A 19941-nucleotide genomic window follows, 5' to 3' on the forward strand; every position below is an offset into this window, starting at 1 on the left:
GTGTTTAAGCCGGGCGATGCCCCGGCGCCGGCTTCCGCCACTGCCTTGGTCCGGCTTCCGCCAGCGCTTTGGCGGACCCGCCCAACCGACTTCCGGCATGGTCCGCAACGGGCTGAAATTCCCTAGATTACGGCTGATTCGCGGTCTACAGTGAGAGCCATGAGCAACCCCAATGAGGTACCCCCGCCGCAGCAGCCGGGTGCCCAGCCTCCGCCGCCCAGCAATGTTCCGCCGACCAGTTCCGAACCACCCCTGGCCAGCCCCCCGGCCGCGCAGGGCTACCAGCCGCCGCAGCCGTACCAGCCGCCGGGGCTGCAGCCCTACCAGCCGCCGCAGCAGCCTGCGTCCCCTGGAGGTTTCCGCTTCGAGATGCCCACCGACAGGCCCCGGAACTTCAACGATGTCATGCCCCGGGGCGGCTTCTCCAGCATGTTCAGCGTCACGGGAATGCCGACCGAGTTGAAGGTGTCCTACTGGGTCTGGCTGATCGGAGGCCTCCTTGGCCTGCTGGGAGGCGTTGTCGGCCTGTTCGGGTCCTTCGTCCTTCTGGCCGTCGTTCCAGGCATTGGCATTGTAGTACTTCTACTGGTGCTGGTGGCACTCGCGCTGGCCGCCGCCCAGATCATCCTGGCCATGAAGATGAAGGAAGGCCGGGAATGGGCCCGCTTCGCCCTCACCATCGTTGCCGGAGTGTCCCTGCTGCTGGCCATCATCAGCGCCAGCGCCGCGGACGGCCGGAACGGCAGCAGTTGGCCGGGCTTCATCATCAGCCTCGCGGCCACCGTATTGATGTGGCTGCCCAATTCACAGGCCTGGTTCGCGTCACTGCGGGGCCGCGTCTGACCCGCCGTCCGGCAAGAGCACGCAGCGGGAGGCCGCGGCGGCGTGCCCGCCCCGCCGCGGCCTCCCAGCGGCCGGAGTCCGCCGTCGAAACGGGGCTGAGAATACCTCTCCGGAATGATCCGCACGGCGGCCCGCCCGCTGTACGGTTGAACTAGACCATGCTGGGGGCAGGGCAGGATTACTGGTCCCGGTAGCCGATCCAGTTCGACACACAAAGGACCGACCATGAGTATTCCTCCAGTCCCGCCGTCAAACCCGGACGGCCCCGCCCCGGGCGATCAGCCGGCGCCCGGCTACGGCCAGAACGAGCCGCAGTACGGCCAGCAGGCACCCCCGGCCCCGCAATACGGCCAGAACGAGCCGCAGTACGGCCAGCAGGCCCCCGGCTACGGGGCACCGCAGTACGGCCAGCAGGCCCCCGGCTACGGGGCACCGCAGTACGGCCAGCAGGCCCCCGGCTACGGGGCACCGCAGTACGGCCAGTCCCCCTACGCCCAGTACCCCGCCGGCCAGCAGCAGGCGCCCGGCGGTGTGCCCAAGCTCGTCAACACTGCCTTCTGGCTGATCGTCGCCTCCGGAGCGGTGTGGCTGCTCTCGCTCCTGCTGGCCATCTTCACGCTGGACACCCCGGCGGTGCGGAACATGTTCGAAGAGCAGATGGCGGCAGGCGGCGCCCAGGTCAACTTCAGCGAGATCAAGCCCATCCTGGTCGGCACCATTGTGGTCTTCGCCGTGATCAGTGCCGGCTTATATGCCCTCGTTGCCTTCAACGTCCGCAAGGGTAAGAACTGGGCGCGCATCCTGGGCACGGTCCTCGCCGCACTCTCGATTGTCAGCCTCTTCCCGCTGAGCATCGGCACCCTGGCAGTGCTTGCCGGCATTGCGGCAATCGTGATGCTGTATCTGCCGGCGACGTCCCCTTACTTCCGAAAGCACCAGCCTTTCGCAAATCCCTACGGGCAGCCTGGCAACCCGTTCGGTAAATAGTCCGCAAGGCACCAGCGCCCAGGGCACGGGAACCGGAAAGATTGGCTGAAACTAGACGGCATCTTCCGGATCCTGCGCCCTTTGTGCATGGTAGGCGAGGATCTGGAGCTCGGTTGCCATGTCCACCTTGCGGAGGTTGACTCCGGGCGGAACCTGCAGCATCACCGGGGCAAAACTGAGGATGCTCCGCACACCGGCGGCAATGACACGGTCGCACACGCTCTGCGCCACCGCGGCCGGAAGAGCCAGGACCACCATATTGGCGCCGGTCCGCTGCAGGACCGGCTCGAGGTCTGCCGCGTCGCTGACCCGCAGCCAACCCACCTCGCTGCCCACCACCATCTGGTCGGCATCGAAAATCGCCACAATGGCGAATCCGCGGGATTCAAAGCCGCCGTACCGGGCAAGGGCCTTGCCCAGGTTGCCGGCCCCGACAATCGCGACCTTCCAGTCATGCGTCAGTCCCAGGGCGGCGGCAATATTCCGGTTCAGGTATTGAACCTCGTAGCCCACGCCGCGCGTTCCATATGACCCCACGTAGGACAGGTCCTTGCGGAGGGTCGACGGACTGACGCCGGACGCCTCGGCCAGGGACTCGGAGGAGACGCGGTCCACACCATCGGCCAGCAACGTCGTGAGGGCGCGCAGATAGATCGTCAGCCGTGCCACGGCCGCGGGCGGAATCTGCTTGGCGGCAGTCCCGGCTCCCCCGGGCACAGCCTCGGGGGATGAATCCAGCGAAGTCACTATCTGCTCCATTGCGTCGCGTTGTGGTTCCCACTCTAAAGCCCCCGCAGTTCAGCCAACAAAGCAGTCGCGTCTCAGGGCTGCGTGTCCAGCACCCGCCGCAGGGTCCGGGCCAGGCGGACTTCATCGATCTTCCAGAAGTCGCGCTGGACGCCGTCGACCAGCACCACGGGGATCTCCTCCGCGAAGCGCTCACGCAACGCCGCATCGTCATCCACCGATTGCTCCGTCCAGCCGATCCCCAGGGCGGCGGTGACGCGCCCGACGGCGGCGCGCGCCTCGGCGCAGAGGTGGCAGTCAGCTTTGGTGATCAGAACGACATCGGGGAGGGGCGCAGGCTTGGGCATGGTTCCACGGTAGCCCGGCCGGCCAGCCGGCGTCGAAGCGCGGCACTTACTGCCCCGTCCTCGATCCGCGCGACGGGAGCCCGCCGCGGCATTGACTAGACTCGATGTATGCCTGAGGAGAAGTACGTCGCTGTGGCCACGCAGCCTGTTGCATCATCGCAGCACGGCGAAGCCGCCTTTTTCGACGTCGACAACACCCTCATGAAGGGCGCCAGCCTGTTCCATGTGGCCCGCAAGATGCACCAGCGCGGGGCCTTCACCATTCCCCAGGCGGCCGGGTTCGCCTGGAAGCAGCTCATGTTCGTGCTGCGCGGCGAAAACATGGACGACGTGCACGCCGTCCGCGACTCCGCCCTGACGCTGGCGTCCGGTTTCACGGTCGAAGACGTCGAGGCGCTCGGCGAAGAAGTCTACGACGAAATGATCGAATCCCGGATCTGGCCGGGAGCCAAGGCCCTGGCCGAACAGCACCTCAGGGTGGGCCGCCGGGTCTGGCTCGTGACAGCGACACCGATCGAGGTCGCCACAGTGATCGCCTCCCGGCTGGGACTCACGGGAGCCCTTGGCACTGTCGGCGAGATTCTGGATGGCTCGTACACCGGCCGGCTGGTGGGCGATATCCTGCATGGCCCGGCCAAGGCCGTGGCCGTCCTCGAGATCGCCCGGGCCGAAGGCCTGGACCTCAACCGGTGCTGGGCTTACAGCGATTCGCACAATGACATTCCGCTGCTGAGCATGGTGGGGCACCCCGTGGCCATCAACCCTGACTCCCGGCTGCGCCGCCATGCCCGCGAGCACAACTGGCCGGTCTACGATTTCCGCTCCGGACGACGGGCCGCCACACTGGGCCTCAAGGCTGCCACGGTCGGAGGGGCGATCTACGGCCTCTGGCGGGGCTTCTCCCGCTTCCGCGGCCCCACGCGCTGACCACGCTCTTTCCCAACTGCGCCCTCAACTGCGCCGCTCTGGCGCTGCCTATCCCATCCGGCGCTACGGATCCGGTCGGCGGCGGTGTGGATCCCGGCCGCCTGCGCCCGGATCTGGCCGCGTGCGCCCGGATTCGCAGCGAAAAACGCAAAAGAAAATGCCCGCCGCCTGGAAGGCAACGGGCATCTCACGCAGTCGAAGTATTGCTACTTCTTATTGCGGCGCTGGTGGCGCGTCTTGCGAAGCAGTTTGCGGTGCTTCTTCTTGGCCATACGCTTGCGACGCTTCTTAATAACTGAACCCACGAAAGTTCCTTACCGGCTAGATGTAGTACCTGCCTGTTGGGAAGGGTCCGCGGGCTAAGCAGCAGACTGTACAACTGACAGGTTCTTACAATGACGTAAAACGTTCCTTAACAGGGTACCGCCTATCCGGGGCACACCACGACCGCAGCCCCGGTACAGCGCCCGCGGCCGGGTATTCGATTCAATAAGACTCAGGCGGTTTCCGTATGTCCGTCGACCACGGCACCCTTGAGGTACTTTTCGACGGCGTTTTCCGGCACCCGATACGAGCGGCCGAAACGGACAGCGGGCATCTCGCCGGAGTGAACGAGACGATACACGGTCATTTTCGACACTCGCATTAGTTCCGCGACTTCGGCCACGGTCAAGAAGCGTGCGTTGGAGAAGTTTGCCTCCGGAGACATCTCTATTCCTTTTACTCAAGCGAACGGCAGCCCATCTGAATGACATGGCGGTGTGCCGATGCTGAGCCATCTAACAACCATGTGTTAGTAACTCTAGGTGCTCGTGGTGCCAATGTGAAAGGTTTCGCAGGAAACCCTACGGACTTTCCGCAGGATAACGGCAAAGATTGCAGGGCCCTACCCCTTCGTGCGACGTATCCGGGCCGACGCAGCCAGCTGCCCGAGGACCGATACCGTCACGTCCCAGTCCATGCAGGCATCCGTGACACTCTGGCCGTAGACCAGTCCGTCACTCCCTGCCGCATGCGCCGCGACGTCGAGGTTCTGCGCCCCTCCGACGAGGAAGCTCTCCAGCATGACGCCGGCAATGGCCCCTGCCGACGGTCCCGCGTTCTCCAGCTGGGAACCGATCTCCAGAGCCACCTCGGCCTGGCGGTGGTGGTTCTTGCCGCTGTTGGCGTGGCTCGCGTCCACGATCAGTCGCGGATTCAACAGCCGCGCGGCAAGCGTGGCGGAGGCGGCCTCGACGTCGGCGGCGGAGTAGTTGGGGCCCTTGCGTCCACCACGAAGGATGATGTGGGCGTCGGGATTGCCGGCGGTGGAGACGAGCGCGGCCCGGCCCTCGCCGTCGATCCCGAGGAATGCCTGGGCCGCACCGGCGGCGCTGCACGCGTCCAGGGCGACCTGGAGGTCGCCGTCGGTCCCGTTCTTGAAGCCGATCGGCATGGACAGCCCGGAGGCGAGCTGCCGGTGGATCTGGCTTTCCGTGGTGCGCGCCCCGATGGCTCCCCAGGAGACGAGGTCCGCCATGTACTGGGGGCTGATCGGCTCGAGGAATTCGGTGGCGGTGGGCAGGCCGAGGGCCGTGACCTGCTGCAGGAACCGGCGGGCCGCACGCAGCCCGGCGGCGATGTCGTGGCTGCCGTCGAGCCGGGGATCGTTGATCAGGCCCTTCCAGCCCACCGTGGTGCGGGGCTTCTCGAAGTACGTGCGCATCACGATCAGCAGGTCTTCCCGGTGCTTCTCGGCCTGGCTGACCAGCCGGCGGGCGTACTCCAGCCCGGCCCTGGGGTCGTGGATGGAGCAGGGTCCGACGATCACCAGCAGGCGGTCATCGACGCCGTCCATGATGGCCCGGACCTCGTCCCGGCCGCGGCCGACGACGTCGGCGGTGCGGGTGTCCAGCGGCAGTTCAGCCATCACGGCCTGCGGGGAGGGCAGCGGGGTGAACTCGCTGACGCGGAGATTGGAGGTGGACTGCTGGGATTCGTGGGCTGCTTCGATGCTCATGTTCGGGTCCTGTTCCGGGGTGCGGAGCGGGCCCTGATCAGAACCCGCCGAGAAATGGCGAAGGGCAGAGAATGATCTCTGCCCTGTTGGCTCTGAAGGAAGGTTGGACGTGTCAGTTAGACGCGGGCCCCTCCAGAGCCAACGAAAAATACGCATACCAACGGTTTGTCATAACCCCGACCATAGCCGTGGAGTTGCCTCCGCGGCAAAATCCGGCACGTAACATTCAATCGCAGCCTGCGGGATCAGCCGGCGGAGCCCAGCCCGGCCTCCGCGTAGTAGCCCTCGATGTGGTCCGCCACCAGCTGCGCGGCGCGGCCGCCGTCGTGGTTGGTGATGGCCGAAAGAATGTCCCGATGTTCCGCACGGAGCCGGGCCGCGGTGGCGTTCCAGTCCGGAAGGTTGCCGGTGAGCCGGCCGGCATAGTCCTGGATGGCTTCGCGGAGGGAACCCATCATGGCGCTGACCACAGCGTTTCCCGCGGCATCCGCCAACGCCAGATGGAAACGGACGTCCAGGGAGAGGAACGCCTCGGTGTCGGCGCAGGTGTCCATCTGTTCCAGCAGCCGTGCCGCCTCGACGAGCGCGGGCGACTCCGGCCGGGCCCGGGAAGCGGCCCAGGATTCCAGCAGCACCCGCGTCTCCACGATGTCGTTTACGGGCAGGTGCGAGGTGGCCACGTGCAGGCGGAGCGCGGAGCCGAGGGCCGCGGTCGGGTCGGCGATGACCACGGTCCCCGCGTCCGGTCCGGAACCTACGCCGGCGCGGAGCACGCCCATGGCCTCAAGGACCCGGATGGCCTCGCGGACGGAGGTGCGGGAGACCTTGAGCTGCTCTGCAAGCGAGCGCTCGGCCGGAAGCCGTCCACCCAGGGCAAGCTGACCATTGGAGAGCTGCCCCTCGATCCATTGCACGACAAGCTGGTGGGTGCGCATGGGCCAATCGTACTTGATGTGGTTGGACCACACGCCTAGACTGTGGTTGGACCACACCCCGGTGACGTTTCGCCGGGGAACCGAACCATCCAGGAACACGAGACCTGCCCGGAGGCAGCAATGACGCAGACGATCGAGCCCGGCAACCCCGAGGCGCCCCGCACGCCGGCAGGCACCAGGCCGTCCAGCCGCACCGCCGGTGGGGCCGGGACCATTCCGGCGGCACTGAAGCGACGCGTTCCGAAGTACTCGGACCTCGCTCCGCTGATGCAGTTCAAGAAGCCCGAATTCAGCCGCGCTGCGAAGCTCCGTCGCGCCAGCACCATCTGGGATCTGCGTGACATGGCCAAGCGCCGCACGCCGCAGGCCCCGTTCGACTACACCGACGGTGCCGCCGAAGCCGAAATCACGCTGCGCCGGGCGCGCCAGGCGTTCCTGGACATCGAGTTCCGGCCCGGCATCCTGCGGGATGTCTCGAGCGTCGACCTCGGCACCGAGATCCTGGGCCGGCCGTCCAGGCTGCCGGTGGGGATCGCGCCCACGGGCTTTACCCGGATGATGCAGTCCGAGGGCGAGTACGCCGGTTCCCGGGCCGCCGCGGCGGCCGGCATCCCGTACACGCTCTCCACGATGGGTACGGCGTCCATCGAGGACGTCGCCGCCGCCGCACCCGACGGCCGGAACTGGTTCCAGCTCTACCTGTGGACGGACCGGGACCGTTCCCTTGAACTTATCGAACGCGCCGCCAAGGCCGGCAACGACACACTCATGGTCACCGTGGACACCGCCGTCGCCGGCGCCCGCCTCCGCGATGTCCGCAACGGCATGACCATCCCGCCCGCGCTCACCATCAAGACCGTGCTGGATGCGTCCTACCGCCCGGCGTGGTGGTTCAACTTCCTTACCCACGAGCCGCTGACGTTCGCGTCGCTCTCGCGCTACACCGGGACCGTGGCGGACCTCATCAACTCCATGTTCGATCCGACGCTCACCTTCGACGACCTCGACTGGCTGCGTGAAACGTGGAAGGGCAAGCTGGTGGTCAAGGGTATCCAGACCGTGGACGACGCCCGCAAGGTGGTGGACCACGGTGCGGACGGCATCATCCTGTCCAACCACGGCGGACGCCAGCTGGACCGCGCCCCGATCCCGTTCCACCTGCTGCCCGAGGTTTCCGCCGCGTTCAAGGCGGACAACAGCGACGCCGCCATCATCCTGGACACCGGCATCATGAGCGGCGCGGACATCATCGCCGCCCTGGCCCTCGGCGCGGACTTCACGCTGATCGGCCGGGCCTACCTGTACGGGCTCATGGCCGGCGGCCGGGCCGGCGTGGACCGGGCGATCCAGATCCTGGAGACGGACATGCTCCGCACCATGGCCCTGCTGGGCGTCAGCCGGATCTCAGAGCTGAACCCGGACCACGTCCGGCTGCTCGGCAAGTAGCCCGCTGACCCCGTTCCGAAAAGCCCACCCGAGGGTTACTTCTTCCGGCCGAATTTTGGCAGGTTGGCCAGCAGGTCGGCGGCCTTCGTCGCTGCGCGGCCGACGGTGCGACCGATCTGTTGCGGCATTCTGTCCTCGCCAGCCGGGCCGACGGGGAGAACAACGGCCGGACTCAGCGGGCTGTCGGCGGTGCGGCCGGCCAGGGCGGCGGCGACCGGCTGCGGCGCAGCAGTGACAGCAACTGTCGCGGCCGCGGCAGCAGCCAGGCTGTCCGGGCCGGGCTGGGGCCGGACCTCGGGGACCCTCACCGGTGCCGCCTCAGGCGTTGCCGTGGTGCCGACGTCGAACGTCTCCAGCCAACTGGCGATGCCGGCCAGGGGTTTGGAGTTCAGGGCGTAGTACCGCTTCTGGCCCTGGGCGCGCATGCTTACGAGATCCGCTTCGCGGAGAACTTTGAGATGTTTGGAAATGGTGGGCTGGCTTGCCGCAAGCTCCTGGACCAGTTCCCCCACTGCCTTGTCCCCCTTGCGGAGGGCCATCAGAATGTCACGCCGGGTTGCCTCGGCAATGACGGCAAATACGTCGTCTGTCACCATGCCCTCCACACTAGCGACATATACGCCGGATGGCATCCACTATTTCCGCGGCCCGCTGCCGGGAGCGTGCCGGACCCGTCAGTCGAACCAGGGGTCCAGCCCGTAGAGCGGAAACACTTCCTTGCGGGTCGCCATCACGGTGCGGTCCACTTCGTCGTTAGGGTCGAAGCCGACCTCCCAGGAGCGCCACCACAGGTCGACGTCGTCCCCCATGGACTCGGGCGGTTCCACGCCGTACTTCGCCCCGTATTTCTCCCGCACGTAGCGGCGCCAGTCCTCCGGGACCGGGGTGCGGAGCGGGATGGGCCTGCCGGCCGCGATCGCGATCAGGTGGCTCCAGGACCGCGGGACCACGCTGATGACGTTGTAGCCGCCGCCGCCGGTGGAGATCCATCGGTTGTCGCAGTACCGTGCCGCGAGATTACCGACGGCGGTGGCCGCCTCGCGCTGGCCGTCCACGCTGATGTTCAGGTGGGTCAGCGGATCCAGCCGGTGCGAGTCGCAGCCGTGCTGGCTGACGATCACCTCCGGCTCAAAGGCGCCGACCAGTTGGGGCACCACCGCATGGAAGGCGCGGAGCCAGCCGGCGTCGCCGGTGCCGGCCGGGAGCGCAACGTTCACGGCGCTGCCCTGGGCGTTCGGTCCGCCGATCTCGTTGGCGAAGCCGGTGCCCGGGAAGAGTGTCAGTCCGGTCTCGTGCAGGGAAATGGTCAGGACCCGGGGATCGTCCCAGAAGATGCTTTGCGTGCCGTCGCCGTGGTGGGCGTCGACGTCGATGTATGCGACCCGCTGTACGCCGCCGTCGAGCAGCCGCTGGATGGCGAGGGCGGCGTCGTTGTAGATGCAGAAGCCGCTCGCCCGCTCGCGCGAGGCGTGGTGCATGCCCCCGCCGAAGTTCACCGCGCGGACCGCACTGCCGTCCAGGATCGCGGCGGCGGCCAGGAGGGAGCCACCGGCCAGCCGGGCGCTGGCCTCGTGCATGCCGGCAAACGCAGGGTCGTCCTCGGTGCCGAGTCCGCGCTGCACGTCTTGAGTTTCGGGATCCGCGCTGACGCGCCTGACGGCGGCGACGAAGCCGGGGCTGTGGACTGTGGTGAGCTCCTCGTCGGACGCCACCTCCGGTGCAGCGACGGTGACGTGGCCCAGCTCCAGCAGCCCGAGGCTGCCGGCCAGCCGCGCCGTGAGCTCCATCCGCTCCGGCGCCATCGGGTGGCTGTGGCCGAAATTGTAGGCGGTCATGTCCGGGTCCCACACCACGGTCGTCGGCAATGCGGTCGGGGCGAGTCCGGGCAGGTATGTCATCAATCACAGGCTACCGGAGCGTGGTGGCCCCACTCCCCGTCATTGCGCGGGGTTTAGTGGTTTACTACTGAGGGAAGCAGTTTCAACCGAGGAAAAGCCACACATGACGCAAAGCCAGTCGAGGTCCACGAGCCCGGCCAGCTGGCACCCCGGAACTCCGGAGCGGGACGGCCTGTGGATCTTCACCCGCGTGCGCGACTTCATCGACAACATCGCGAACACGTCGCCGGCCCGCCTCGCGCTGACAACGTTCGCCGTGGTGATCCTGATTTTCACCGCGCTGCTCTCACTCCCGGTGTCCTCCGCCACGGGCGAGCCCACGCCGCTGCACCAGGCCCTGTTCACCGCGGCGTCCGCCGTCTGCGTCACCGGGCTGACCGTGGTCTCCACGGCCGCGCACTGGTCCTTCTTCGGCCAGCTCGTCATTCTCATCGGCATTTTCGTGGGCGGCCTGGGAATCCTTACCCTGGCGTCGCTGCTCTCGCTCATGGTCAGCAAGAGACTCGGAGTCCGCGGCAAGCTGATCGCCCAGGAGGCCATGAACGCCGGTCGGCTCGGCGAGGTGGGTACCCTGCTCCGGATCGTCATCACCACCTCCGTCGTCATCGAGGGAGCCCTCGCGGTACTCCTGGTCCCCCGGTTCCTGACCCTGGGTGACCCGTTTTGGCAGTCCGTCTGGCACGGCATTTTCTACGCGATTTCGGCGTTCAACAATGCCGGCTTCACCCCTCACTCTGACGGTATCGTCCCCTATGAGACCGACCTGTGGATCCTCATCCCGCTCATGACCGGCGTCTTCCTCGGCAGCCTTGGCTTCCCCGTGGTCATGGTCCTCCAGCAGAACGGCCTGAACTGGAAGAAGTGGAACCTGCACACCAAGCTCACCATCCAGGTCTCCTTCATCCTCCTCGCCGCAGGCACCGTGCTCTGGGGGCTGATGGAGTGGGAAAACATGCGGACCATCGGCGGCATGAGCCTCGGAGACAAGATCACGCACTCGCTCTTTGCCTCCGTGATGACCCGCTCGGGAGGCTTCAACCTGGTGGACCAGAACCACATGGATTCCACCACAATGCTGCTGACCGATGCCCTGATGTTTGCCGGCGGCGGTTCGGCATCTACGGCCGGCGGTATCAAGGTGACCACGATCGCCGTAATGTTCCTGGCGATCGTTGCGGAGGCACGCGGCGATTCGGACGTGAAGATCTACGGACGCACCATCCCGGAGGGGACCATGCGGGTGGCCATCTCGGTCATCGTCGCCGGCGCCACCCTGGTCTCCGTCTCGGCGTTCCTGCTCCTGCAGATCAGCGGCGCGTCCTTGGACCGTGTGCTGTTTGAAACCATTTCCGCTTTCGCCACCGTCGGGCTGAGCACCAACCTCAGTGCCGAGCTGCCGCCCTCGGGCGTTTACGTCCTCGCCGCCCTGATGTTCGCCGGACGCGTCGGGACCGTCACCCTTGCCGCGGCGCTGGCCCTGCGCCAGCGCAGCCAGCTGTACCACTACCCGGAAGAGAGACCGATCATTGGCTAATTCCTCAGGCGCCGTCAACCGGCCCGCCCACAACGCACCCGTGCTGGTGATCGGGCTGGGCCGCTTCGGCGCATCCACCGCCGAGCAGCTGGTCAAGCAGGGCCGCGAAGTGCTCGCCATTGAACGCGACCGGAACCTGGTGCAGAAGTGGGCCAGCGTCCTGACCCACGTCGTCGAGGCCGATGCCACCAACATCGACGCGCTCCGCCAGCTCGGCGCCCAGGAGTTCAGTTCCGCCGTCTGTGGCGTGGGCACTTCGATCGAGTCCTCCGTGCTGATCACGGTCAACCTCGTGGACCTCGGGATCGAGCACCTCTGGGTCAAGGCGATCACCCCTTCGCACGGCAAGATCCTGACCCGGATCGGCGCCAACCACGTCATCTACCCGGAGGCTGACGCCGGTGTCCGCGCCGCACACCTGGTCTCCGGGCGCATGCTGGACTTCATCGAGTTCGACGACGACTTCGCGATCGTGAAAATGTACCCGCCGCGCGAAACCGTGGGCTTCACCCTGGACGAATCCAAGGTCCGCTCCAAGTACGGCGTCACCATTGTGGGCGTGAAGTCCCCGGGCGAGGACTTCACCTACGCGCGGCCGGAGACGAAGGTCTCCTCCCGGGACATGCTCATTGTTTCGGGCCACGTGGACCTGCTGGAGCGGTTCGCGGCGAGGCCGTAAGGCTGCGGCCCGGGGCTAGGCGAGCTGCTTCGTGATCTCCGCTGCGCGGGCGGCAGCGGCCCGGGCGCCGTCGGCAATAATCGCGGGAAGGCCGCGTTCGTCAAAGGTGGCAATGGCGCGTTCGGTGGTGCCGTTGGGGCTCGAGACTGCCTTGCGGAGCGCCGTCGGATCCGCGCCCGGCTCGGCCAGCATGGCGCCGGCCCCTGCGACGGTTTCACGAGCGATCAGCAGCGACAGTTCAGGGTCAAGTCCCAGTTCCACGCCGGCGGCGGCCATGGCCTCGGCCAGGTAGAACGCGTAGGCCGGGCCTGAGCCGCTGATCGCCGACAGCGCATCGACCTGGTCTTCGGGGATTTCGACGACGGTGCCGGCGGCGGCCAGGAGGTCCTTGGCCAGCTGGAGCTGCGCGGCGGAGCAGTTGGTGCCCGGCGACACGGAGACGACGCCGCGGCCCAGCTTCGCCGGGGTGTTGGGCATGGACCGGATCACGGGCTGGCCGGCCGGCAGGGCCGCTTCCAGCTGCTCGAGCGACACGGCGGCGGCGACGCTGATGACGATCGTGTCCGGTCCCAGCGAATCGCCGATCTCGCGGGCCAGATCAGCGATGCCCACGGGCTTAACACCCAGGATCACGACGTCGGAGCCGGTGGCCGCCTGTTTGTTGTTCTCCGGCTCTTCCTCGCCGGCGATGGCCGTGATGCCGTGGTGCCGTTCGGCAAGTTCGGCGGCCCGCACGGCGCGGCGGACCGTGGCGACGATGTCCGCCGGGTCGGTGCCGCCGGCGATCAGGCCGCCCATGATTGCCTCGTTCATTGACCCACAGCCCAGGAATGCGATTCGGTTGCTCATGCCCCCATCATTGCAGTCCGGCCCGATTCACAGCCAGCTCACATCCGCGGCGCAGCGTTCTCACAAACTGCGGGACTACCTTGGTAAGTACCTCATTGAGGGTGCGAGTGATACGGCAACCATGCGGATGGTTGCCCGGCACCGGTGGTTTGCAGCGGGTTTCCCCCATTTTCCCGCAGCGAACAGCCGGTGCCTTTGCCGTTAAACCGCACTTCGGCCGCGGCCCCCGGCTGGCGCCTCTCCCGGCGCCTCTCCGGGACGGACGCCAGCGAAATCAGCCTGCCAGCCAATGCACAGGTAAATCTGCTGAAACACCCAAGCTCGGCGTATAGCTTGGACAGTACCTCCTCAACCAAGGTGCGAGTGATGATAGTAGCGCCGGGCGGCCGCAGAAGAGATCCCCTAATTCCTTCTGCGGAGCCGCCCGGCGCTTACTCGTTTAACCCCGGAGGTTCCGCTCCGAGGCCCCGCAGCCGGCCCTCCAGAAATATCCGGTCCGTGACGTTCCCGGCCAGCTCCAGCGCAGAGCTGTAGGCCGCGGCAGCTTCGCCGAACTGGCGCAGCCGTACCAGGAAGTCGGCGCGGACGGCGTGGAAAAGGTAGTAGTTCTCCAGCCCAAGCCCGTCGACCAGCCGCAGCGCCTGTTCCGGCCCGTCCAGTTCGCCTACTGCGACGGCCCGGTTGAGAGCCACGACAGGTCCGGGCGCGACGTCGAGCAGCTGATCGTAGAGCCGCAGGATCTGCCCCCAGTCCGTCGCGGCGGCGTCGGCGGCGTCGCTGTGGACCGCGTTGATCGCCGCCTGCAGCTGGTACGCCCCGGGCTGGTTACGCCGCAGGCATTGCCGCACCAGCTCCTGGCCCTCGGCGATAAGCCTGCCGTCCCACAGCCGCCGGTCCTGGTCCGCCAACAGCACCAGGCCGCCCTCGGCGTCCCGACGCGAGGGGTCCAGCCTGGCCGCGCGCCGTGATTCGGTCAGCAGCATCAGGGCCAGCAGGCCCTTCACTTCGGCTTCGTCCGGCATCAGTGCGGCCAGCAGACGGCACAGCCTGATTGCCTCCCGGCACAGCTCCGATCGGATCGGACCGGCGCCGGAGCTGGGGCTGTAGCCTTCGTTGAAGATGAGGTAGATGACGGCGAGCACCGATTGCAGCCGCCCCGGCAGCTCAGCTCCTTGCGGCACCCGGTAGGGGATCCTCGCGTCCCGGATTTTCGCTTTGGCCCGGACCAGTCGCTGGGCCATGGTGGCCTCCGGAACCATGAAGGCGCTGGCGATCTCCGCCGTCGTCAGTCCGCCCAGAAGCCGCAGCGTCAGTGCCACCCGGACTGCCGAGTTGAGTGCCGGGTGGCAGCAGGTGAAAATCAGCCGCAGCCTGTCATCGGGCACCGCACCCTCCCCTGCCAATCCGTCCAGCAGCTGGTCTTCGGGCGAGGCGACGTCGGCGTCGCCCGTCCGGGCTGCCTGCAGCAGCGCAGCCCGGGCCTGCCGGCTGTCCCGGCTGGCTTCCCGCCGCAGCCGGTCGATGGCCCGGTTCCGGGCCGTCGCGATGATCCAGCCGGCCGGGCTTGGCGGCATGCCCCCGGAGGGCCACCGCTGGACCGCGGCCGTGAAGGCGTCCTGGACAGCATCCTCAGCAATGTCGATACTCCCGAAGATGCCGGTCAGGACCGCCACTGCCCGTCCGTACTCCTGCCGGAAGACCCGGGCGATGTCCGCCTCCGGGGAGCGGATGTCCTCTCCGGCCGGTTCCGCGGGCTGACTGGCATCAACCATCTTGTGGGCCGCCTAATGTTGGATGGGCCGCACTTCGATGGGCAGGGTGGTGGCCCGTGCGAGCTTTCCAGCCCAGCCGAGCGCCGCGTCGAGGTCCGGTGCGTCGATGACGGTGAACCCGCCGAGGTGCTCTTTCCCCTCGGCGAACGGGCCGTCCGTGATCAGCACCTCGGTGCCCTGCCGCCGTACGACCGTGGCTGTGTCGGTGGGATGGAGCCCGGCCGCGAACACCCACACTCCCGCGGCCTTCATCTCGCGGTTCAGGACCTCAAGATCCGCCATGATAGGCGCCAGGGTTTCCGGGTCCGGGGCCGGGCCGACGGGCTGATAAATGCTGAGCAGGTACTGTGCCATTGTGGTGTCCTCCTTGACGATCCGGCCGGCTCCGTACCGGCCTCTCACCTACTAAACGAATGGCGTGCGTCCGGATCGACACCGTCCCGTATCAGGATTCGACGTCGTCGCTCACCGGACGTCCGCGGCGCGAGAGTCCAGAGTCCGGACGTCCGCGGACGGGGTTTCCGGGGACTGCCGCTCGGCGGACAGTGCCAGGCCCACATGCGGCGCGGGCTCCAGCGGCCGGTCGAAGACCAGCTGGTCCAGGCGCCGGAGAATGAGTCCTTCACGCAGTGCCCAGGGGCAGATTTCCATGCTCGGGAACTCGAACAACTCGAGGGCGGCTTCCGCCACGAGTGCCCCTGCCAGCAGCTGGGGTGCCCGGGCTTCAGAGACACCGGGGAGGTGCAGCCGGTCCTCCACCTCCATGGCCGAGATGCGCTGCGCCCAGAGTCCCAGGTCCGTGGCAAACAGTTCCCGCTTGACGTACGGGCCGGCGGCGCTGGGCGCGGCCCCGGCGATGCGGGCCAGCGAGCGGAAGGTCTTGGAGGTACCAGCCACGAGGTTGGCCTTGCCCAGCCTCTCGAAGTTCCGTACCACGGGCTTGAGCGTGGCCCGGATATAACGGCGAAGTTCCTTGACGCTCTTGGCCGAGGGCGGGTCCTCGTGCAGCCAGTCCCGGGTCAGCCGGCTTGCTCCGAGCGGGACGGACATCGCGAGTTCGGGGAGTTCATCCTGCCCATACGCCATCTCGAACGAGCCGCCGCCGATATCAAGGTCCAGGATGGGTCCGGCGCCCCAGCCGTACCAGCGGCGGACCGCGAAGAACGTCATCGACGCTTCCTCGCTGCCGGTCAGTTCCTGGAGCGTCACGGTGGTCTCATGCTTAACGCGGGCCAGTACGGCCGGCCCGTTGGTGGCCTCGCGGATCGCCGAGGTGCAGAAGGCGAGGAGGTCGTCGGCTTTGTGCTTGGCCGCGAATTCCCACGCTTCGAGGACAAACTCGATCAGCTCATGCTGGCCGGCGTCGTTGATGTTGCCTTCGCCGTCGAGGAACTGGACGAGGGACAGCGGGCGCTTATGCGAGGCGAACGGCACCGGGCGTGCGCCCGGATGCGCGTCGACCAGCAGGAGGTGGACGGTATTTGAGCCGATATCGAGGACGCCTAGACGCATGCTGCCATTATTCCCCCGGTGAGGCGGCTGGCCTAACCGCCATCAGGCCCGCTCGCCGTCCTGTCCGGGAGCATCTCCCGCGTCTTCGGCGGGCTTGAAGTCGCGGCGGATGTTAGCCACGCCTTCCTTATCGATTTCGAAACCGAAGGCGGCACCGGGGTTGATGACCATGCCGAGTTCGTCCCCAAGGTTGCCGAGGACCGCGGCGCCCTGCGTACCGAGCACGTTGGGAGCTGCCGCGAGGTACTGCTCGGCGACCCTGCTCGGGTGCGAAAACACAGCCAGGACGGGCTGTCCGGCGGAGTTCGCGAGCACGAGCGGTTCGACCTGGGCATCGGGGTTTTCGAGCGCGTCGGAGCTGACGACGTAGACCTCGTTGTTGAGGAAGGCGAGGATGACGTCCACCGGGTTCGCGTCAGGCTGCTCACCCCGGGCGAGCTCCTCCTCGAGTTCGTTCAGCGGCTGGAGGTCCAGGTGATCGGGCTGTTCAGTCATGTTCCTACTCGATCACGTTGGGCCCGGCACCGCAAACGCGAATTCGCCGGTCCGCTGCGGGTTCGCCGGAAACTCCCTTCCGGCGAACCCGCGCGCTTCCGGCGAATTCGGTGTGGCGCTGGCCTACTTCTTGGCCGTGGCCTTGCGGGCGGGGGCCTTGCGGGCCGTCGTCGTGCGCTTAACCGGCCCCTTGGCGCGCTTCTCGGCGAGGAGTTCGACGGCGCGTTCCCGCGTCAGTTCCTCCAGCGAAGTGGTGCGCGGCACGGTGATGTTGGTGACGCCGTCGGTGATGTACGGGCCGAAGCGGCCTTCCTTCACCACGATGTTCTTCTCCGAGACCGGGTCCGGGCCGAACTCCGCCAGCGGAGGGACGGCGGCGCGGGCCCCGCGCTGCTTCGGCTGCGAGTAGATCTCCAGTGCCTGTTCCAGCGTGATCGTGAAGATTTCCTCTTCCGAACCGATGGACCGGGAGTCCGTGCCCTTCTTCAGGTACGGGCCGAAGCGGCCGTTCTGGACCGTGATCGGGTTGCCGTCGGCGTCCTGGCCGAGCACCCGGGGCAGGCTCATGAGCTGCAGTGCCTCGTCCAGGGTGACTGTGTCGACACCCATCGAAGCGAACAAGGACCCGGTGCGCGGTTTGGCCTTGACGGGCTTCTTCGGCGGCTTCGGCTTGCCGTTCTTGTAGTACTCCACCGGCTGGTTGGCGAGCTGGTCCTCGGTCATCTCGGGGATGACCTCGGTGACGTAGGCGCCGTAGCGGCCGTTCTTGGCGACGACGGTGTGCCCGGTGTGCGGGTCCGTTCCGAGTACCCGCTCCTCGGGGGCAGCGGTCTCCATCAGCTCGATCGCCTTGGCAGCCGTGAGTTCGTCCGGGGCCAGGTCCTCGGGGACGTTGGCGCGGGCAGCTTCAACAAGCTCACCTGTCTCGGGATCCACGGTGGCGAGGGAGCTCTCCAGGTACGGCCCGAACTTGCCGACGCGCAGGGTGATGCTGTCCGTGATGGGAATGGAGTTGATGTCCCGGGCATCGATTTCGCCGAGGTTGTTCACGATGCTCAGCAGGCCGGGTTCGGAGTCTTCACCGAAGTAGAAGTGCTTGAGCCAGGCGGGGCCCCCTGCCTGGCCGTTGGCGATCTTGTCCAGATCGGCTTCCATGTCCGCTGTGAACTCGTAGTCCACGTAGTCCTTGAAGTGCTGCTCGAGGAGCCGTACCACGGAGAACGCGATCCAGCTGGGGACCAGGGCGGAGCCCTGCTTCCGGACGTAGCCGCGGTCCTGGATCGTGGAGATGGTGGAGGCGTAGGTCGACGGGCGTCCGATGCCCTTCTTCTCCAGCTCAGCGGTCAGCGAGGCTTCCGTGTAGCGCGGCGGCGGGGAGGTCTCGTGTCCGACGGCGACAATCTCCGAGGCGGTGAGCGCATCATCCTTGGCCACGTTCGGCAGCCGGCGCGCTTCCTCGGACTCGTCGTCGACGCGGCTTTCGTCCTTGCCTTCTTCGTAGGCGGCGAGGAAGCCGGGGAAGGTGATGACGGTGCCCGACGCCGAGAATTCTGCGTCGCGGCCGCTGGCCGCGCCGCCTACAGTCACCGCGCCGAGGCGGATCGTGGCGGTGGAGCCCTTGGCGTCGGCCATCTGCGAGGCGACGGTGCGCTTCCAGATCAGCTCGTAGAGCCGGAATTCGTCGCCGGAGAGCTGCTTGGCGACCTGGGCCGGGGTGCGGAAGGAGTCGCCGGCGGGGCGGATGGCCTCGTGGGCTTCCTGCGCGTTGGCCGCCTTGCCGCTGTAGACCCGCGGCGACTGCGGAATGTACTCGGGGCCGTACAGCTCGGAGGCCTGGCGCCGTGCGGCCGTGACGGCCTCGTTGCTCAGCGCGGACGAGTCCGTACGCATATAGGTGATGTAGCCGTTTTCGTAGAGGCGCTGGGCCACCTGCATGGTGCTCTTCGAGGAGAAGCGCAGCTTGCGGCCGGCCTCCTGCTGCAGCGTGGAGGTGGTGAACGGCGCGGCCGGACGGCGGGTGTACGGCTTGGTGTCGACGGAGCGGACGCGGAAGTCGGCGGACTGCAGGCCTTCCGCCAGCGAGGTGGCGAGCTCCTCGTTGAGGTGAACGGCGTTGCGCGAGGTGAGCTCGCCGTCGTCGTTGAAATCGCGGCCGCTGGCCACCTTGGCGCCGTCGACGGCGGCGAGTTTGGCCTTGAACGAGGAAGCAGCACCGGAACCGGCGCCGAACTGGCCCGTCAGGTCCCAGTAGGAGGCGGACTTGAAGGCCATCCGCTCACGCTCGCGGTCCACCACCATGCGGGTCACCACCGACTGCACCCGGCCGGCGGAGAGTCCGCGGGCCACCTTGCGCCACAGCACCGGGGAAATCTCGTAGCCGTAGAGGCGGTCCAGCACCCGGCGGGTTTCCTGAGCGTCCACGAGGTCCTGGTCCACGTCGCGCAGGTTGTCCATGGCGCGGTGGATGGCTTCCTTGGTGATTTCACCGAAGGTCATCCGGTAGACCGGGACCTTGGGCTTGAGCACTTCCAGCAGGTGCCACGCGATGGCCTCGCCCTCGCGGTCCCCATCGGTTGCGAGATAGAGAGCGTCAGCGTCTTTGAGCTGCGCCTTGAGCTCGGCGACCTTTTTCTTCTTGTCCGGGGACACCACGTAATAGGGTTTGAAGTCGTTTTCAATGTCGACGGCGAACTTGCCCAGCGGGGTCTTCTTCAGGTCCGCGGGGAGCTCCGAGGGCTGCGGGAGGTCGCGGATGTGACCGATGGAGGCCTCAACGATGAAGCCCTCGCCGAGGTACTTGGCGATGGTCTTGCTCTTGGCGGGAGACTCCACAATCACGAGTTTCTTGCCGGTTTTGGCCTTGCTTGGCACGGTGCTCCTACAGAAAAAGGTTGCTCGGGCAGATGCGCCCATACCCGCCTAGTTCACCATATTTTGCGGATTCCCGCGCATTCAGGTGGAAAACTCAGGT

Annotated in this window: 20 protein-coding genes; 6 read left to right on the forward strand and 14 right to left on the reverse strand. The window is 67.0% G+C overall.

From position 1 onward, the window contains the following. The first annotated feature begins 159 nt into the window (after positions 1-159). Both ACQCSU_RS07945 and ACQCSU_RS07950 read left to right on the forward strand, forming a co-directional pair. The gene (locus tag ACQCSU_RS07945; protein WP_426979203.1) at positions 160-843 is read left to right on the forward strand and encodes a hypothetical protein; all 684 of its coding nucleotides are present in this window, start codon (positions 160-162) and stop codon (positions 841-843) included. 225 nt (positions 844-1068) lie between these two features. Next, positions 1069-1830, forward strand: a complete 762-nt coding sequence (locus ACQCSU_RS07950) for a hypothetical protein (protein ID WP_426979204.1) — start codon at positions 1069-1071, stop codon at positions 1828-1830. A gap of 51 nt (positions 1831-1881) precedes the next feature. Here the strand turns inward: ACQCSU_RS07950 and ACQCSU_RS07955 are convergent, their stop codons facing one another. Both ACQCSU_RS07955 and ACQCSU_RS07960 read right to left on the reverse strand, forming a co-directional pair. Then, entirely contained in the window at positions 1882-2577 is a 696-nt protein-coding gene (locus ACQCSU_RS07955) for a redox-sensing transcriptional repressor Rex (protein ID WP_426979205.1), read from the reverse strand. 74 nt (positions 2578-2651) lie between these two features. Then, positions 2652-2924, reverse strand: a complete 273-nt coding sequence (locus ACQCSU_RS07960) for a glutaredoxin family protein (protein ID WP_426979206.1) — start codon at positions 2922-2924, stop codon at positions 2652-2654. 108 nt (positions 2925-3032) lie between these two features. Between ACQCSU_RS07960 and ACQCSU_RS07965 the strand changes: the two genes are divergently transcribed. After that, a complete protein-coding gene (locus ACQCSU_RS07965) occupies positions 3033-3851 on the forward strand; it encodes an HAD family hydrolase (RefSeq protein WP_426979207.1) in 819 nt (272 codons plus the stop codon). Positions 3852-4057: 206 nt separating this feature from the next. On the opposite strand, the gene ACQCSU_RS07970 is transcribed toward ACQCSU_RS07965, so the two are convergent. The 4 genes from ACQCSU_RS07970 to ACQCSU_RS07985 all read right to left on the reverse strand — a co-directional run bounded on the left by ACQCSU_RS07970 (position 4058) and on the right by ACQCSU_RS07985 (position 6785). Then, the gene (locus ACQCSU_RS07970) at positions 4058-4156 is read right to left on the reverse strand and encodes a 30S ribosomal protein bS22 (protein WP_003792170.1); all 99 of its coding nucleotides are present in this window, start codon (positions 4154-4156) and stop codon (positions 4058-4060) included. Between the two features lie 191 nt (positions 4157-4347). Continuing rightward, complete coding sequence (locus ACQCSU_RS07975) at positions 4348-4560, reverse strand: helix-turn-helix domain-containing protein (RefSeq protein ID WP_354244270.1); 213 nt, start codon at positions 4558-4560, stop codon at positions 4348-4350. A 177-nt stretch (positions 4561-4737) separates the two neighbouring features. Then, positions 4738-5850, reverse strand: a complete 1113-nt coding sequence (locus ACQCSU_RS07980; RefSeq protein ID WP_426979208.1) for a 3-deoxy-7-phosphoheptulonate synthase — start codon at positions 5848-5850, stop codon at positions 4738-4740. 245 nt (positions 5851-6095) lie between these two features. After that, a complete protein-coding gene (locus tag ACQCSU_RS07985) occupies positions 6096-6785 on the reverse strand; it encodes a FadR/GntR family transcriptional regulator (protein WP_426979209.1) in 690 nt (229 codons plus the stop codon). Between the two features lie 120 nt (positions 6786-6905). Here ACQCSU_RS07985 and ACQCSU_RS07990 point away from each other — a divergent pair, with 120 nt between their 5' ends. Then, positions 6906-8231: an alpha-hydroxy acid oxidase gene (locus tag ACQCSU_RS07990; protein ID WP_426979210.1), complete on the forward strand. Its 1326-nt coding sequence runs from the start codon at positions 6906-6908 to the stop codon at positions 8229-8231. A 35-nt stretch (positions 8232-8266) separates the two neighbouring features. Here ACQCSU_RS07990 and ACQCSU_RS07995 read toward each other — a convergent pair whose 3' ends face one another. Next, complete coding sequence (locus ACQCSU_RS07995) at positions 8267-8827, reverse strand: ArsR/SmtB family transcription factor (protein WP_426979211.1); 561 nt, start codon at positions 8825-8827, stop codon at positions 8267-8269. 78 nt (positions 8828-8905) lie between these two features. Next, positions 8906-10129 (reverse strand): acetoin utilization protein AcuC, encoded by a 1224-nt coding sequence (locus ACQCSU_RS08000; RefSeq protein WP_426979212.1) that lies wholly within the window; start codon positions 10127-10129, stop codon positions 8906-8908. Positions 10130-10232: 103 nt separating this feature from the next. On the opposite strand from ACQCSU_RS08000, the gene ACQCSU_RS08005 reads away from it, so the two are divergent. Further along, positions 10233-11663, forward strand: coding sequence for a TrkH family potassium uptake protein (locus ACQCSU_RS08005; protein ID WP_426979213.1), 1431 nt, complete (start codon positions 10233-10235; stop codon positions 11661-11663). Between the two features lie 40 nt (positions 11664-11703). After that, positions 11704-12342, forward strand: a complete 639-nt coding sequence (locus ACQCSU_RS08010) for a potassium channel family protein (protein ID WP_426979745.1) — start codon at positions 11704-11706, stop codon at positions 12340-12342. 15 nt (positions 12343-12357) lie between these two features. Here ACQCSU_RS08010 and proC read toward each other — a convergent pair whose 3' ends face one another. The 6 genes from proC to topA form a co-directional block, all read right to left on the reverse strand. After that, positions 12358-13191, reverse strand: coding sequence for a pyrroline-5-carboxylate reductase (gene proC / locus ACQCSU_RS08015; RefSeq protein ID WP_426979214.1), 834 nt, complete (start codon positions 13189-13191; stop codon positions 12358-12360). A 431-nt stretch (positions 13192-13622) separates the two neighbouring features. Continuing rightward, positions 13623-14963 (reverse strand): RNA polymerase sigma factor, encoded by a 1341-nt coding sequence (locus ACQCSU_RS08020; protein ID WP_426979215.1) that lies wholly within the window; start codon positions 14961-14963, stop codon positions 13623-13625. A 12-nt stretch (positions 14964-14975) separates the two neighbouring features. Then, on the reverse strand, positions 14976-15317 hold the full coding sequence (locus ACQCSU_RS08025) for a YciI family protein (protein WP_426979216.1): 342 nt from the start codon (positions 15315-15317) through the stop codon (positions 14976-14978). A 111-nt stretch (positions 15318-15428) separates the two neighbouring features. After that, complete coding sequence (locus ACQCSU_RS08030; RefSeq protein ID WP_426979217.1) at positions 15429-16475, reverse strand: Ppx/GppA phosphatase family protein; 1047 nt, start codon at positions 16473-16475, stop codon at positions 15429-15431. A 42-nt stretch (positions 16476-16517) separates the two neighbouring features. Beyond that, positions 16518-16970 (reverse strand): SseB family protein, encoded by a 453-nt coding sequence (locus ACQCSU_RS08035; RefSeq protein WP_426979218.1) that lies wholly within the window; start codon positions 16968-16970, stop codon positions 16518-16520. A gap of 123 nt (positions 16971-17093) precedes the next feature. After that, positions 17094-19841, reverse strand: coding sequence for a type I DNA topoisomerase (topA, locus tag ACQCSU_RS08040; protein ID WP_426979219.1), 2748 nt, complete (start codon positions 19839-19841; stop codon positions 17094-17096). Between the last annotated feature and the right edge of the window lie 100 nt (positions 19842-19941).

Origin of the sequence: Pseudarthrobacter sp. O4, assembly GCF_050157025.1 — a bacterium.
Classification (GTDB): Bacteria; Actinomycetota; Actinomycetes; order Actinomycetales; family Micrococcaceae; genus Arthrobacter.

What these genes read in the sequence shown, in the direction of transcription:
- ACQCSU_RS07990 (WP_426979210.1), top strand. Translation starts at nt 6,906, where the DNA reads ATGACGCAGACGATCGAGCCCGGCAACCCCGAGGCGCCCCGCACGCCG.
- ACQCSU_RS07980 (WP_426979208.1), bottom strand. Translation starts at nt 5,850, where the DNA reads ATGAGCATCGAAGCAGCCCACGAATCCCAGCAGTCCACCTCCAATCTC.
- ACQCSU_RS08030 (WP_426979217.1), bottom strand. Translation starts at nt 16,475, where the DNA reads ATGCGTCTAGGCGTCCTCGATATCGGCTCAAATACCGTCCACCTCCTG.
- ACQCSU_RS08035 (WP_426979218.1), bottom strand. Translation starts at nt 16,970, where the DNA reads ATGACTGAACAGCCCGATCACCTGGACCTCCAGCCGCTGAACGAACTC.
- ACQCSU_RS07945 (WP_426979203.1), top strand. Translation starts at nt 160, where the DNA reads ATGAGCAACCCCAATGAGGTACCCCCGCCGCAGCAGCCGGGTGCCCAG.
- ACQCSU_RS07985 (WP_426979209.1), bottom strand. Translation starts at nt 6,785, where the DNA reads ATGCGCACCCACCAGCTTGTCGTGCAATGGATCGAGGGGCAGCTCTCC.
- proC (WP_426979214.1), bottom strand. Translation starts at nt 13,191, where the DNA reads ATGAGCAACCGAATCGCATTCCTGGGCTGTGGGTCAATGAACGAGGCA.
- ACQCSU_RS07975 (WP_354244270.1), bottom strand. Translation starts at nt 4,560, where the DNA reads ATGTCTCCGGAGGCAAACTTCTCCAACGCACGCTTCTTGACCGTGGCC.
- ACQCSU_RS07950 (WP_426979204.1), top strand. Translation starts at nt 1,069, where the DNA reads ATGAGTATTCCTCCAGTCCCGCCGTCAAACCCGGACGGCCCCGCCCCG.
- ACQCSU_RS08005 (WP_426979213.1), top strand. Translation starts at nt 10,233, where the DNA reads ATGACGCAAAGCCAGTCGAGGTCCACGAGCCCGGCCAGCTGGCACCCC.
- ACQCSU_RS07960 (WP_426979206.1), bottom strand. Translation starts at nt 2,924, where the DNA reads ATGCCCAAGCCTGCGCCCCTCCCCGATGTCGTTCTGATCACCAAAGCT.
- ACQCSU_RS08000 (WP_426979212.1), bottom strand. Translation starts at nt 10,129, where the DNA reads ATGACATACCTGCCCGGACTCGCCCCGACCGCATTGCCGACGACCGTG.
- ACQCSU_RS07965 (WP_426979207.1), top strand. Translation starts at nt 3,033, where the DNA reads ATGCCTGAGGAGAAGTACGTCGCTGTGGCCACGCAGCCTGTTGCATCA.
- ACQCSU_RS07995 (WP_426979211.1), bottom strand. Translation starts at nt 8,827, where the DNA reads ATGGTGACAGACGACGTATTTGCCGTCATTGCCGAGGCAACCCGGCGT.
- ACQCSU_RS08020 (WP_426979215.1), bottom strand. Translation starts at nt 14,963, where the DNA reads ATGGTTGATGCCAGTCAGCCCGCGGAACCGGCCGGAGAGGACATCCGC.
- ACQCSU_RS08025 (WP_426979216.1), bottom strand. Translation starts at nt 15,317, where the DNA reads ATGGCACAGTACCTGCTCAGCATTTATCAGCCCGTCGGCCCGGCCCCG.